Source organism: Myxococcus hansupus, assembly GCF_000280925.3.
Classification (GTDB): Bacteria; Myxococcota; Myxococcia; order Myxococcales; family Myxococcaceae; genus Myxococcus; species Myxococcus hansupus.
In genome coordinates this window covers 4,064,006-4,076,485 of sequence record NZ_CP012109.1, presented here as the reverse complement: position 1 = coordinate 4,076,485, position 12,480 = coordinate 4,064,006, and the positions used below count along the sequence as shown (strand labels likewise).

Annotated in this window: 9 protein-coding genes; 6 read left to right on the top strand and 3 right to left on the bottom strand. The window is 69.2% G+C overall.

Annotated features, from left to right (window positions below; all coding sequences use genetic code 11):
- Positions 1 to 49 precede the first annotated feature (49 nt).
- On the bottom strand, positions 50 to 2,293 hold the full coding sequence (locus A176_RS15555) for a di-heme oxidoreductase family protein (protein ID WP_002640088.1): 2,244 nt from the start codon (positions 2,291 to 2,293) through the stop codon (positions 50 to 52).
- A 183-nt stretch (positions 2,294 to 2,476) separates the two neighbouring features.
- Here A176_RS15555 and A176_RS15550 point away from each other — a divergent pair, with 183 nt between their 5' ends.
- Positions 2,477 to 3,340: a class I SAM-dependent methyltransferase gene (locus tag A176_RS15550; protein WP_082282751.1), complete on the top strand. Its 864-nt coding sequence runs from the start codon at positions 2,477 to 2,479 to the stop codon at positions 3,338 to 3,340.
- A gap of 9 nt (positions 3,341 to 3,349) precedes the next feature.
- Here the strand turns inward: A176_RS15550 and A176_RS15545 are convergent, their stop codons facing one another.
- Both A176_RS15545 and A176_RS15540 read right to left on the bottom strand, forming a co-directional pair.
- Positions 3,350 to 3,946, bottom strand: a complete 597-nt coding sequence (locus tag A176_RS15545) for a Uma2 family endonuclease (RefSeq protein ID WP_002640086.1) — start codon at positions 3,944 to 3,946, stop codon at positions 3,350 to 3,352.
- 115 nt (positions 3,947 to 4,061) lie between these two features.
- Positions 4,062 to 5,771, bottom strand: a complete 1,710-nt coding sequence (locus A176_RS15540; protein WP_044890911.1) for an HAD-IG family 5'-nucleotidase — start codon at positions 5,769 to 5,771, stop codon at positions 4,062 to 4,064.
- Positions 5,772 to 6,157: 386 nt separating this feature from the next.
- Between A176_RS15540 and A176_RS15535 the strand changes: the two genes are divergently transcribed.
- Genes A176_RS15535 through A176_RS15515 form a run of 5 tightly spaced genes read left to right on the top strand, consistent with a single transcriptional unit; the run spans position 6,158 to position 12,453 of the window.
- Complete coding sequence (locus A176_RS15535) at positions 6,158 to 8,242, top strand: serine/threonine-protein kinase (RefSeq protein ID WP_226994331.1); 2,085 nt, start codon at positions 6,158 to 6,160, stop codon at positions 8,240 to 8,242.
- Between the two features lie 4 nt (positions 8,243 to 8,246).
- A complete protein-coding gene (locus A176_RS15530; protein WP_002640082.1) occupies positions 8,247 to 8,912 on the top strand; it encodes a response regulator in 666 nt (221 codons plus the stop codon).
- Between the two features lie 27 nt (positions 8,913 to 8,939).
- Positions 8,940 to 10,253, top strand: a complete 1,314-nt coding sequence (locus A176_RS15525; protein ID WP_044890913.1) for a M16 family metallopeptidase — start codon at positions 8,940 to 8,942, stop codon at positions 10,251 to 10,253.
- 32 nt (positions 10,254 to 10,285) lie between these two features.
- On the top strand, positions 10,286 to 11,758 hold the full coding sequence (locus A176_RS15520) for a M16 family metallopeptidase (protein WP_021781570.1): 1,473 nt from the start codon (positions 10,286 to 10,288) through the stop codon (positions 11,756 to 11,758).
- The gene (locus A176_RS15515) at positions 11,755 to 12,453 is read left to right on the top strand and encodes an RluA family pseudouridine synthase (protein ID WP_002640079.1); all 699 of its coding nucleotides are present in this window, start codon (positions 11,755 to 11,757) and stop codon (positions 12,451 to 12,453) included. Before A176_RS15520 ends, A176_RS15515 begins: the two co-directional genes overlap by 4 nt.
- Positions 12,454 to 12,480: the final 27 nt, after the last annotated feature.

Here is a 12,480-nt window from a genome sequence, read left to right as displayed (position 1 = left end):
GGAGGGCCGCCTGCTCCGCGCGGCCCTCCTCGGGTGAGGCTTCAGCGGATTACAGCGAGCGCAGGAACGTCAGCAGCGCGTTGCGGTCCGTGCTGTTCATGTTGGCGAAGTTGTTGCGCGCCGCCTGGCCCTCACCGCCGTGCCACAGGATGGCCTCGGCGAGGTTGCGGGCGCGGCCGTCGTGCAGATACGCCTCGCCGCCGCTGACGCCCGCCGTCAGGCCAATGCCCCACAGCGGCGCCGTGCGCCACTCCGCGCCCATGGCCTGGCCGTCCGTGAAGTTGTCCGCGAGGCCCGAGCCCATGTCGTGCAGGAGCAGGTCCGTGTACGGACGGATGGTCTGGCTGCGCAGCTCCGCGTGCGGGTGGAACGCGCTGGTCGTCAGCGTGGCGGTGTGGCAGCGCGCGCAGCCCGCGTTGTTGAACAGCGTCTCACCGCGCGTGACGGTGCCGTCGCTCACGTTGCGGCGCGCCGGCACGCCCAGCAGGGCGATGTAGCGGGACAGCTTGTCCAGCTCCGTGTTGGCCAGCTCCGTGCTGGTGCCCGAGCAGCCCTGCTGTGACGGACCGCAGTCCATCGCCGGGAAGACGGACGTCGTCACGCCGATGTCGCTGTTGAGGGCCTCGGCCACCTGGTGGCGCACCGTGGCGGTGCTGGCCTTCCAGCCGAAGCGGCCCAGCCGCGTCTGGCCCGTCTGCGGGTCGCGCACCTGGTGCATGCGGCCGGAGATGCCGTCACCGTTGCTGTCGTTGGGGTCCGCCAACGCGGCGATGGCCGACTCCGGGACGGCCTCCAGCAGGCCCATGCCCACGAGCTGCGGGGTGATGCGCGCCGAGTAGTTCGTGGGCGTGTTGTTGGTGAAGCCGTAGTTGGGGCGGCGCAGCTCGAAGCGCGTGCCGTCACCGTACGTGCCGGAGGTGACCGTCCACCCGGTGATGCGGGCGGCGCCCTCAGGCGTGCCGCTGGTGCGGCGTGGCTGCAGCCGGTAGCCGAGGAACGGGTCGGCGGCGCCGTTGGCCTGGCTCACCTTCACCACGTAGTTGGTCAGCGTGGTGTTGTTGGCGGGCGGCAGACCGCGGCCATTCTGCACGTGGCAGGAGACGCAGGACGGCGCGACGTAGTTGGGGCCCAGCTTGCCCTGGTGCTGGGTGAGCGCGGGGTTGCCCGGCTCGGAGTGGCTGCCGTCACCGAAGTTCGTGTGGTGGATGCGGCGGCCTTCCACGAACGGCTGCGCGCTCACCGGCGCCAGGTTGTTGGCCATCTGCAGGAAGCGGTTGTCGGGCTCGTTGGACTGCGGCGAGCTCAGCGTGGTGCGTCCGCCGCTCCACGCCGCCTGCGGCATGGGGATGGAGTCCCGGATGGCGCCCGTCACGTCGAAGGGCACCACGCCCCCCGAGCCGACCATGTAGAGGTACGTGGTGGCGTAGTAGTTGAAACGGCCTTCCACCGGTTGACGAAGGAAGACGCCCACTTCGAGCTCCATGCGGTCACCCACGCGGATGGCGCGGCCTTCCTTGGCGTTGAAGTTGACGCTGGAGGTGAAGTGGCGGTCGTTCACCGCGGTGAACTGGGCGTTGTGGAAGTACTCCGCCACGGTGCCGAGGCCGCGGAAGAAGGCGCGGAAGTCCGGGCGCTCGTAGGGGGCGATGGTGTGCAGGTTCACCGTGATGCGGTTGCCGCCCTTGGCGACCTCGTCGACGATTTCGATGTAGTGCGTGCGCGCCTGGAAATAGAGGGGCAGGTAGTGGTCATACGCCTGGAACATGTCCTCGCGCGCGTGGCGGTCGCGAACGCGGTCACCCACGCGGGTGATGATGGCCGAAGCCGTGTCCTGCACCGTGGCGGGCTCCAGCGCCGTGGTGTTGTTGTAGAGCGGGACGATGGGGCCCGTGGTGCCCGCGTCCGGTGGAGGAGGGGGCGGCGGCGTGCCGGCGTCGGTGCCCGCGTCCGGCGGAGGGGGCGGCGGCTGCGTGCCGTGCGTGTAACGCGTCCACGCCGTCTCGCGCGCACAGTTGCAGGACACGTCCCAGTACGTGAATGCGTAGTCGATGGTCTCGCCCGCGGACAGGCCCGTCACCGTGTATTGGTTCCGGCCGTTGACGATGCCCATCCGGTAGTTGAGCTGGCCCTGGTTGTTGCGGACGTAATGGACGTCCGCCCAGGCGGTGGTGTCGACGAAGAAAACTGCAGACGAACCCGAAGGCGTGACTCCAAAAGTGGCGGCGAACGCGTCGCCCACCATGAGGGTTGCGACCAGTACGGCAACGGCCATTCCTGTTGCTCTGTTGCGCATCGTTGTCCTCTCCAAGCGATCCACTCCGGGCGCGGATTGGGGAGATTCTCCATCGTCCGAAGGAAGTCTGATTCTGAGGCACCAAGGCGCGGATTCCTATGAAGTTCGTTAACTCGTCCTTATCGTGTCGGGTCTCCGACGGAGGATGACGCGGCTCTCCACGATTGACGCGATGGGACATCCGTGAATTGCCGCACGGCGTCGTGGGCGGAGGAATCGGTTGCCCCTGCGCGGCGGGCGTGGTGGATGCCAAAGGCGGAGGTGGCCCTGGTACCGCTGGCGGTGACGACGAGCACGAAGGTGGACGCGGCGTTGGTGCGCGAGGCGCGCGCGGTGGGGGCGCGGTGGGGCGTGCCGTTTCTTCCTCGGCGCGCGAAGGAGAGCGTGGCGCCGTGGCTGGGGACGAAGGCGTCCGCGCTGCTCGTGGTGGGCGGGGACGGCGTCACGCTGTGGGACGCGGAGGGCTCGTTTGGCTTTCACGCGGGCATGGCGCACCTGCGCCGGATGCGGCTGCGCGAGGGCGAGGCGGATGCCTTCGTTCGGGTGGCGGAGCTTCGTGCGGGCGACGCGGTGTTGGACTGCACGCTGGGGCTGGCGCAGGACGCAATGGTGGCCTCGCTGGCCGTGGGGCCTTCGGGGCGCGTGGTGGGGCTGGAGCGGAGTCAGGCGCTGGCGGCGGTGGCGGGGGAGGGGCTGCGGCGCTACGCGCTGGGCGAGGACTCCGGACCCGTGGAGGTGCTGCACGCGGATGCGCGCGAGTACCTGAAGACGTTGGCGCCTCGTTCATTCGACGTCGTGTTCTTCGACCCGATGTTCGCCAAGCCGCGCAAGTCGCAGCCCGCGTTCGACATGCTGCGCCGCTTCGCGGAGCACGCGCCGTTGACGCTGGAGACGCTGGAGGCGGCACGCCGCGTGGCGCGCCGGTGGGTGGTGGTGAAGGGCGCGAAGTACACGGATGATTTGCGCAAGCTCGGGCTCGAGGATGAGCCCGGCTCGCGCTTCACCGACGTCGTCTGGGGCCGCGTGGGGCCCTCCGGCGAGCCGTGAGGGGATGGCTCACCGGTGTACCGGCGGGCTTCCCGGGCGGGGCGTCCACAGCATTCCCAGGTGCAGTGACGTGGCTTCGAAGGGCTCCGCGTTCACGGTGACGTTCCCTGTGAAGAGCTGGCTGCGGACCCAGCTCGTGGCGCCTCGCCGGTAGACCTCCAGCGACTGCTGCACGGGGTCGATGAGCCACACGTTCCCCACGCCCTCGCGGAAGTACAGCGGCAGCTTGCGCAGCCGGTCCAGGCTTCGCGTGGAGGGGGACAGCACTTCGCAGAGCCAGTCCGGCGCGGTGCTGAACCAGGGCAGTTCGGGGTCTGGGGGCTCTGGTAGCCGTTCGTGACGCCACCCGGCGACGTCGGGCACCACCACATCGCGCGCCAGATGGAGCTCGGGCTCCGCGAGGAACCACCAGCTTCCAGGCCCCTCGCGTGAGAATTCGAAGGCATGGGTGAGGAGGCTCGTCAGCCGGACGGCGGCGCGCAGGTGTCCGTAGGCGGGCCGCGGCGCGGCATACAGCGCGTCGTCGACGATTTCTCCAACCCAGCCGACCGGTAGCTGCTCGAGGTCCTCGTAGGTCGCTGGCTTCCGTCGCTTCCCCCAACCCATGCCCACACCTCTCCTCGAAGGAAACCTGTGACGTCCTCAGGTTAGCACCCGACTTCTCGGGAGGGCTACCTGACAGGTTCCCAGTCTAGGGGAGGGTTTGACACGTCCTGAGCGGCTACTCGTTCCCGGCGCCCTTGGCGGGGCCTTCTCCGCCCATGGGGGACAGGCGCGCGGACAGGGCGCCGGCCTGCTCGTGGGCCATCTTGTCCCGGGGCGAGCGGTAGTACTGCATGGGGGAGTGGTGCAGGAAGTTCGACACGCGGCTCGTGTACAGGCAGGCGTACTGCTCCACCTGGTAGCCGAACCGGCTGTTCTCGTTGCCCTCCTTGAAGAGCAACCCCCAGTACGGATTGAAGCCCTCCTCCACGTCCACCTCGAGCGTGTCCGCCACCTCGTTGGCTTCCTTCAGCGCGCGGCGCATCCGGTCCAACTCCAGCTTCGTCTGCTTGCGCAGCTCGTCCACGCCCAGGCGCTCGTCCGCCGTCAGTTGTTCCCGCTCCAGCCGCCGCTCCAGGATGTTGAGCAGCGTCTTGTGGTGGTTGACCTCGTCGTCCAGGCGCTCGCGCAGCACCTCCACCTGCGACAACGTCCCAATGTCCTCCTGGCGCGTCGCGGTGTAGGTGATTTCATCTTCAATCTCCTGCACCACCATGCACGTGCGCCACAGCGACGACTTCTTCGACTTCAGGATGTCGCCGTAGATGTGGTCGCCCACGTACAGGATGTTCTCGCCCCGGTAGCCCGTGAGCTCCTCGAAGCGCGCCAGGTTGCCGCCGGAGTACACCTTGCCGCGCTCCAGCGACGTGGCTTCGCCCACCACTCGGCCTTCTTCCGTGGACGCGTCCAGCTCCAGGAACGGGCGCGCGTCCGTGAAGAAGCCCGGCTTGCCCGCGGCCGTCACCACCACGTCGAAGTAGTTCCGCCAGCTCGGGTACTCCGCGAGCTGGCCGTCCAGCAGGTACTTCATCAACGCGTCCGTGTAGTCCCACGCCGAGTTCGTCAGCAGGAACAGCTTCTTGCCGCCCGAGCGCAGCTTGTGCAGCGCTGGCCCCAGCTCCGGGTCCAGGAACACGTAGCGCGCCAGGTCCTTGCGCACCTCGCGCTTGAGCGAATTGTCCCGGTGCACCGTGTCGATGGCTTCGCGGATGTCGTCGTACAGCTTGCCGTAGTCCACCGGGTGGCCCAGCGACTCCATCAGCTCGATGATGCCCGCGTAGAGGCAGGTTTCCGGCAGGGAGAACAGCGTGTCGTTCCACGCGAACTGCGGGTTGCGCAGGCGGACCCGCTTGTTGCGATACAGCTCCCGCCAGACCTCGCGCTTGAGCGGACGCAACCCGTGGTACGCGCGGCCCACGTGACCGAACCGGTCCATCTTCAAGATGTTCCCGTTCACCCGGTCCACCGCGAGCCCACGCATCACGAAGTGATGGTCGTAGAGCAGGCCGCCCACCACCGGCGGGTAGCCGTACTCGCTCACCAGCTTCGCCAGCGTCATGTCGAACGAGAGCTGCTCCAGCCGGCGCATGTGGTAGATGGCCAGCGTGTAGTCCATGTCGAAGCCCAACAGGTCGACGCTGGACATGCGCAGGTTGCGGTTGACGAAGATCTCCCGCGATCGCTGCACCACCTCGCGGCGCTCACGCGGTGACGTGAGCAGCCGGGTGAGCTCCTCGTCGGACAACAGTCCTTCGGCCCGCCGCGCGGCGTCTTCGGCGCGCGCTCGGTTGAGTGGAGAACGGAAGCTCCCGTGAAGCGGGTCCGGCGCGGGCCCACCCGGGATGGGACGGAACGGGGAAAGTGACGGTGCCAAGGGACTCAGACACATAACACGCGAGCGGAGGGTTCGGCTCTCTCCTTGCGGGCTTCGGAGCTGGCATGGCACGCTTCGGGGTCTGCGATGCGCTCGCCCAACCGACGACAGCCCTCGGAGGCATCCGAGTCGCTTCAAGCACGCCTGTCCGCTCGGATTGCCGCGCTCGAAGACCGGGTTCGCCTCCTGGAGGCCCGGTTGCGCCTGAAGGTCGCGGCCCTGGAGCCCGCGGCGCGCAGGGGCTCGCAGCGGGCGTCCGAGCCCGCGCCCCCCGTGCGGGCCCGGCCCCGATGCCCCGGATGCACCCTGGAGTTGCCTCGCGGACGCCGCGGTGAGTCGTGCGTCTGGTGCGGTTTCGTCTTTTCCGCCGTCTCGCGGCGTCGTCCGGCGCGAAAGAAGCGATGAGCGCCACCTACCGGCTGACGGGGAAACTCGAAGGAGGGGAGCTGGCCGAGCTGTACCAGGGCATCGAGGTGCCCGGGGTGCCCGTGGTGGTGAAGCTGTTCCATCCCCGGACGTCGGACCCGGCCTATGCCCACGACCTCGCGGACACGGCCCGACTGCTCCAGCCCGTGCGCCATCCGGGCATCCTCCACGTGCTGGACCTGGGCGTCATCCGTCAGCGCCTGGCCGTCGTGCGCGAGGACCTGGACGGCTTCACGTTGGGCACGGCGCTCCAGCGGCTGCACTCCAAGGACGTGGTGCTGCCACCCATGGTGGGGCTCTACATCGTCATCCAGCTCCTGGAGGCCATCCACCTGGCCCACGAGGCGGGTGTGGTGCACGGCGCCATCACCCCGGGCAACGTGCTGCTGTCGCGCGATGGGCTCCCCGCTGTCTGTGACTTCGGCGCGCTGCGCGCTCTGATGGCCGTGCCGCAGTTGCGCAAGTCCTTCGGTCACCGGGGCCGCGGCACCTACCGCGCCCCGGAGGTCTCCCGCGGCGAGCCTCACTCCGAACAGTCGGACGTGTACTCGCTGGGCGCCATCGCCTACGAGCTGCTCACCCAGCGCGAACCGGTGGTGTCGAGCAGCGGTGGCGTGTCCACGCGGCGCAGCGAGTCGCTTCCGCCGCCCAGCCGGGTGGACCGCCGCATCAACGCGCGGCTGGACCCCATCATCCTCCGCGCGCTCGAGCCCACGCCCCAGCGCCGCTTCCGCTCCAGCGGAGAGTTCGCGTCGTCGCTGCGCAACCACCTCTCCGCCAACGGGGGCATGCCCACCCCGGACGATGTGCGCCGCTTCGTGAGCGAGCTGTTCCCCAACGAGATGAGCATCGTCAGCGGGGGCGCGCCGCCATTCAAGGAGTCCTTCAGCCTGGAGCCCATCTCCGGCGCGGAGATGGATGACCTGCGCGCCGAGGAGCTGGAGAAGTCCGTGGTCCAGCGCGCGCCGTACAGCCGCGCGCTGACGGAGGACGAGGCCAGCGCGGAGACGCAGGAGGCCTCGGAGCCGATGTTCGAGGCGTACCGGCCGCAGGATTACGAGCCGGACGTGGCCTCCCTGGCGACGCGCGTGAAGGCACCCGTGAAGTCCGGGGAGCCGGTTCCCATGGAAGCGGAGGAGACGGCGCCAAGCCCCGCGGGGCCGCTGGAGCAGGGCTGGGAAGCGCCACCGGGCGCGGCGCCTCCGAAGCCTCGGCGCCAGCAGGGGGCGCAGGGAGGGGGGAGCGGGCACACGCGCATTGGCCGCAACCCTCGATTGAAGATGGTCGAGGACTTCTCCACGCCCGAGCCCACCGAGGATGACGAGGCGTCGGTGTCCGTCTCCGCGCCGGGCAAGCGCCCGATGCGGCCCCGGCGACCCCAGGCGGAGGCCCGGGGTCCGAAGACGCTTCCCGACAGCCTCCCCGCCGCGATGCTGCCCGCCGCGGCCCGTGAGTGCGACGACATCGCGATGCCGCCGTCCGATCCGTCGCTGCCGCGTCCGTCCGAGGTCCAGCGGCGGTTGAACAGCGCGGAGCGCAGGCTGTTCATCGCGGAGCACCGGTACGGACGGAAGGTGGCCATCGCCGCCCTCATCGCGGGGGTGGGGCTCATCACCTTCCTGGCGGCCGCGTGGAAGTTCCGAAGCGACGACGCCGAAGCGCCCGCGCCGGAAGTTCCTGAAGCCCCCGTGGCCGAGGCGCCCGTGGGACCTCCCCCGGCCGTGCCCATCCTCCCGCCGCCCTCGACGCGTCCATCCTCCCCGGCGGCGGCGCCCGCGCCTCGTGCGCCGGTGGAGGACGACGCCCCCGAGCCAAAGCTTCCGCCGAAGTCGCAGCGCGCCTTCGTCACCATCACCACCAACGTGCCGGCCCATGTCTACATCGACGGCGCGCGGGTGCATCGCCGTACGCCCCTCACTCGATACCCCATCAAGGCGGGTACCCGGCACATCAAGCTGGTGTCCGTCGCCACTGGAGAACCCATGGAGCTGGACCTGCGCTTGAAGCGGGGCCAGCACCAGAAGGTCCTGGTGGACACGTTCACGTCTCCGAGGCGGTGAGCCCGTGGAACCGACCCGCATCTTCGTCGTCGAGGATCAACCCCAGCTCCTCAAGAACCTGCTGAAGGTCCTGGCCACCTTTCCCGAGCTGGTCGTCATCGGCAGCTCGCAGGAAGGGGAGGCCGCGGTGGAGGACATCGTCGAGCTCCGCCCGCAGCTCGTCCTGCTCGACCTGGAGCTGCCCGGCATCAACGGCATCCAGGTGACCCAGCGGGTGAAGCGCCGGGCCCCGGAGGTGGAGATCCTCATCCTCACGTCCTTCGACGACGAAACGAAGGTGTACGAGGCCATCCAGGCCGGCGCGTCCGGCTACCTGGTGAAGCGGGTGGGGCCGGAGAAGATCCGCTCCGGCATCCAGGAGGTGATGGAAGGGGGCACCGTGCTGGAGCCCATCATCGCCCGGCGCTTCTGGAACTACTTCCAGTCCGTCCAAGCGAAGTCCGCCGAGGAGGCCAAGAAGCCGGAGAACCCCTGGGCGCTCACGCCCCTGGAGTTCGAGGTCCTCCGCTACGTCGCCAAGGGCCTGTCCAACGCCGAGGTGGGCCACGTGATGACGCTGGAGCGCCGGACGGTGCGCACGCACCTGTCGCATATCTACCGGAAGATGGGCGTCAACTCGCATGTGGAAGCCGTGGTGATGGCCTTGCGTGCGGGTGTCGTGGATCTATAGCCACGCTCTGGTTAGGTTCGGGGACCTATGCCCAAGGCTTCCCCGAGCAAAGCACCCACTCGCGTGGCGGACCCCGCCCTCGAGTCCCTGTTCGACGTCCACGAGGCAACCCTTCCCAACGGCCTCCAGGTGCGGCTCCTGGCCAATCACCAGGCCCCCGTTGTCAGCCTCTACACCGTGTTCCAGGTGGGCAGCCGCAATGAGCGGCCCGGCATCACCGGCATCAGCCACCTGTTCGAACACATGATGTTCAACGGGGCGAAGAAGTACGGCCCCAAGATGTTCGACAAGACGCTGGAGTCCAGCGGCGGCCGCTCCAACGCGTACACGTCCAATGACTTGACGGTGTACTACGACGACTTCTCCGCCGACGCGCTGGAGACGGTGCTCGACCTGGAGTCGGACCGGATGCGCTCGCTGCGCATCTCCCAGGAGACGCTCACCAGCGAGCGCGAGGTGGTGAAGGAAGAGCGCCGCGTCCGCGTGGACAACGACATCACCGGCATCATGGACGAGGAGCTGGGCACGCTCGTCTACAAGGCGCATCCGTACCGCTGGCCCGTCATCGGCTGGATGGCGGACATCGAGGCCATCCGCCGCGAGGACTGCCAGGAGTACTTTCGCACCTACTACGCGCCCAACAACGCGGTGCTCTACATCGTCGGGGACATCGACCCGAAGAAGACGCTGGCGCTGGTGCGCAAGTACTACGGGAACATCCCTCGCGGCCCCGCGCCGGCGTCGGTGCTCAACTCGGAGCCGGACCAGAAGGGCGAGCGCCGCGCCGAGGTCCGTCACCCCGCGCAGTCGCCCGCGTTGATGCTGGGCTACCGCGGCCCCTCGGCCCGGGACGAGGACACCTTCGTGCTCGACGTCATCCAGTACGTCCTGACGAAGGGCGAGGGGAGCCGGCTGGTCCGCTCCCTGGTGTACGAGCAGAAGCTGGCGGTGTCGCTGATGCTCGACTGGAGCTGGCGCATCGACCCGGGCACCATCCTCTTCTACCTGGCGCTGAAGCCGGACTCCGACCCGAAGAAGGTGGAGGCCGCCCTGTACGCCGAGCTGGAGAAGATCGCGCGCGAGGGCATCACCGACCGGGAGCTGCAGAAGGCCCAGAACAACCTGCGCTCGGACCACATGCGGGAGCTGGCGACCAACAACGGCCGGGCCCATGCCCTGGGGCACTACGAGGCGCTGCTCGGTGACTGGCGCCGCGTGCTCACGCTCCCCGCCGCTTACGCGTCCATCACGAATGACCGGGTGAAGGCCGTGGCCGCGAAGTACTTCGCGCCCGAGGCCCGCTCCGTGGTGACCCTGGTCCCCACGTCCACCGAAGCCTGAGCCCGGACCGGAAAAAGGAAAGCCCTCTCCTCATGGCATCTCGTAAGAGTTCGTCCTCGAAAGCCGCCGTCCGTCGCGTGACGTCCGCGCTCAAAGCCGCGACGGCCCCCAAGGCCGCTCCCTCGCGCAAGTCCAAGTCGTCCCGCGAGGCCCCGCCGAAGCGTGGGGAGGCTCGCGCCAATGCGAGCGCGCTGACGCTTCCCACGCTGCATGAGAGCACCACGTCCAGCGGCTTGAAGGTCATCGCCGCCGAGCGTGGCCCGCTGCCCCTGGTGTCCGTGCGGTTGGTGATTCGCGCGGGCAGCGCCACCGACCCCGAAGGCAAGCACGGCCTGGCGGACTTCACCGCCCGCCTGCTGCGCCGGGGGACGCGCCGGTTGAACGCGCAGGCCATCGACGAGGCCGTCGAGTTCGTCGGCGCCAGCCTGAGCGTGGGCGTGAGCGAGGACACGCTGTCCCTGTCCCTGACCACGCCGGCCGAGCACTTCGTGCAGATGCTCGGCGTGATGGGGCAGTTGGTGCGCGAGCCGACGTTCCCCGAGTCCGAGGTGGCCGACGCCCGCGAGCGCGAGCTGGCGCACTTCGCCAATGATTTGGACGACCCGTCCATCATCGCCGACCGGGCCATGGTCCGCGCGCTCTGGGGAGACCATCCCTACGGGCACGACGTGGGCGGCTCGTCGAAGTCCGTGCGCACGTTCACCCGGGATGACGTGGTCGGCTTCCACGAGGCGCGCATCGGGCCCAAGGTGGCCATGCTGGTGGTCGTGGGCGCCATGCCCCCGAACCGCGTGGTGGCCGCCGCGGAAGAGGCGTTCTCGGGTTGGACGGGCGGCCCGGACGCGCCGATGGACATCCCCGCGCCGAAGGGCATTGCCCAGGGCGGCCGGGTGCTCATCGTGGACAAGCCGGACCAGACGCAGTCCCAGGTGCGCCTGGGCGGCCCTGGGATGCGCATGGGGCACGCGGACTACTTCCCGGCCACGGCGATGAACATCGCGCTGGGCGGCGGCTTCACGTCGCGGTTGATGAACGAGATTCGCGTCAACCGCGGCCTCACGTACGGCGTCAGCTCGTGGTTCGACTCGATGAACGCGGGCGGCGTGTTCGCGCTGTCCACGTTCACCAAGACGGAGTCCACGCGGGAGATCATCGACGTAGCGCTGGCGGAGATCGCTGGCGTTCGCGAGAAGGGGCTCAAGCCGCGCGAGCTGGCGGACGCCCAGTCGTACCTCGCGGGCCTCTATCCGCTGCGCACGGAGACGAACGAGTCCATCGCCGGGAGCATCGCCGAGGCCCGTCTGCACGGGTTGGGCGATGACTGGGTGGAGAAGTTCCGGGACCGGCTGCGCGCGGTGACGCCGAAGGAAGTGCTCGCGGCGGCGAAGCAGTACTGCTTCGCGCAGCCGCCGGCGGTGGTGGTGCTGGGCAAGGCCGACGTGGTGAAGAAGCAGCTCAAGGGCCTGGGCCCCATCACCGTGGTGCCGGCGTCGGAGTACGAGTGACCGACGTCCGCATCCTCTTCGAGGGCGGGGGCGTGCTCGTGGTGGACAAGCCACCCGGCATGCTCGTCATTCCCGGACGCGAGGGTGGGCCCTCGCTCCGGGAGTTGCTGGAGACGCAGCGCGGCCAGAAGGTCTTCGTGGTGCACCGGTTGGACCGGGACACCTCGGGGGCGCTCGTCTTCGCGTTGGATGCTCAGGTCCACCGGGCGCTCTCCGGGGCGTTCGAGACGGGCAAGGTGCGCAAGCGCTACGTGGCGCTGGTGGACGGCCGGGTGGAGGCGCCGCAGCTCGTGGATGCGCCGTTGGTGGCTGGGCGCAAGGGGCGCATGCGCGTGGCGCGGCCTGGGGAGGCGGAGGCCAAGGCTTCGCGCACCCGCGTCCGGCCGGTGGAGACGTTCGAGCGCGCGTCGCTGGTGGAGGCGGAGCCGCTGACGGGACGTACGCACCAGATTCGCGTCCACCTCCTGTCCCTGGGTCATCCGTTGATGGTGGACCATCAGTACGGGCGCGAGGAGCCCCTGTCCGAGAAGGACCTGGGTGGGGCAGGGGACTCCGTGGTGCTGGCGCGTACGCCGCTGCATGCCGCGCGCGTGGAGTGGCCCGCGCTTCAAGGTGTGCCGGCTCGCGCCGTGGAGTCGCCGCTGCCCGCGGACATGGAGCGGGCTCGCGAGCTGCTGCGCGGCGCCGCGAGTTGAGGTGCTGACGGGAGGACAGCGCTTAGG